Annotated in this window: 1 protein-coding gene; it reads left to right on the forward strand. The window is 41.1% G+C overall.

Going from position 1 to position 1,331, the window contains the following annotated elements:
• On the forward strand, positions 1–1,331 hold a 1,331-nt coding region (locus tag ACOVO2_RS16525), incomplete at both ends, for a TonB-dependent receptor (RefSeq protein WP_421771041.1).

The raw sequence follows: 1,331 nt of genomic DNA on the forward strand, positions 1-1,331 counted from the left end.
GACCAAACTCGTGGGCAATCGTTGGGCGAAGCCCTGAAACAAATTTCGGGTGTAACTACCTTACAAACAGGCAGTTCGATTACAAAACCCGTGATTCACGGAATGCACTCGAATCGGGTTTTGATAATGAATAATGGCGTAAGACAAGAAGGCCAACAATGGGGTAGCGAACACGCTCCCGAAATTGACCCTTTTGTGGCTAAAAAAATTACGGTCTTGAAAGGTGCAGCGGGCGTACGCTACGGCTCAGATGCCATTGCGGGTGTAATCATGCTAGAACCCGAGGCCCTACCCGATTCAACAACCATCGGTGGCGAAATTAATAGTGTTTATTTCACGAATGGAAATCAAACTGCTAATGCTGGAATTTTGCAAGGTGGAGTACGAAAACTTGGTAAAACTTCTCAAATTCCGTACTCGATTGGGTATAGAATTCAAGGAACTTATAAACGTGGTGGAGATATTTCAACACCCAATTATAGATTGGCAAATACTGGAATTCAAGAAATAAACTATTCATTATCAGTAGATTATAAAAGAAAAAACTGGATAAGTGAAATTTTCTTTAGTCAGTTTAATACAAAAATAGCGGTATTCTCGGGTTCGCACATTGGTAATGTTTCTGATTTGATTGAAGCAATCAAACGTGGTACTCCGCTGCCGATTTATACGCCAGAAAAATTTACTTACGCCATCGACCGCCCCTACCAAGATGTTCAGCATAATTTATTGAAGGTAAAAAATACCCTAAAAAATCGTTTTGGTGTGCTTTCCCTGACACTTGGAAGACAGTACGATTTCCGTAAAGAAGTAGATATTTTGCGTGGCGATAGAAACCTTACGCAGCTTTTTAAACTGACGACATATTCAAGCGAGCTGATTTTTGAACACAAACCTTTCTTGAAATTATTGACAGGTTCGATTGGTCTAAATAGTCTTTATCAAGAAAATCTTACCACAGGCACACTCACCGAGCCACGTTCTTCAACGGTTTTAATTCCGAATTTTAAAAATTTTACAACTGGGCTTTTCTTGATTGAGCGAATAGTGCGGAATAATTGGGAAATAGAAAGTGGTTTTAGATACGACATCCGAAATCTGAATGTTTACAGGATTCCTCGTGGCGAGCGAAGCGTGGTAAATGATACGCAAAATAATCAGAACTTTACGGGTACACTCGGAGCAAATTACCGACCAAATGCCCGTTGGAATTTTATGGCCAATGCCAGTTCAGCATGGCGAGCAGCAACGGTTAATGAACTTTACAGCGACGGTGTGCATCACGGAGCAGCAAGTTTTGAGCGTGGCGATGAAAGTCTTGTACCAGAAGT

Source organism: Emticicia sp., assembly GCF_049241225.1.
GTDB lineage: Bacteria > Bacteroidota > Bacteroidia > Cytophagales > Spirosomataceae > Emticicia.